Consider the following 573-nt stretch of genomic DNA (forward strand, 5'->3'; position numbering starts at 1 on the left):
CCAACGAGGCCGGAGGGGCGTCCCCGCAGGAGGTATGAGGCCGATGGTAGTTGTAGTGGTTCACCCACACGGCCAGCGCCTCACGCCGAGCTGTCTCTGAGGTATACGGGCGGGCGTAGAGGACCTCGTCCACCATCAGCCGGTTGTACCGTTCGACCTTCCCGTTATGGCGCGGGGTGTATGGGCGGATCCGGTGGTGCCGGCCCCCGAGCGAGACCACCTTCGCGGTGAAGTCCACGGCCCGGTAGTTGTTCCCGTTGTCCGTGACCACCCGGTCCACGGTGATGCCGTGGGCGGCGAAGAACGCCCTCGCCCGGCAGAAGAACCCGATCGTGGTCACCGTCCGCTCATCCTCCAACGCCTCGGTGTAGGCCAGCCGGGTGTACCCGTCGATCGCCGAGTGCAGGTAGGTGTACCCGACCCGTCGGCCAGGCCCGCGCTTGGCCGCTCGCGCGTTCTCGGAGTCCCGGCCGTGAGCACGCCAGCCGCCCCCGTCAGGGATGCGCCCGATCTTCTTCACGTCCAGGTGCACCATGTGCCCCGGCCCTCTCGCGGTGATCTTCTGGGGTCGTT

General features: G+C 68.1%; 1 protein-coding gene. It reads right to left on the reverse strand.

Annotated elements, in window-relative coordinates:
• The coding region (locus tag MF605_RS11905) for an integrase core domain-containing protein (protein ID WP_242821301.1) at window positions 1-573 on the reverse strand (573 nt) is incomplete at both ends.

This window comes from Micrococcus luteus, assembly GCF_022664405.1.
GTDB classification, from domain to species: domain Bacteria; phylum Actinomycetota; class Actinomycetes; order Actinomycetales; family Micrococcaceae; genus Micrococcus; species Micrococcus luteus.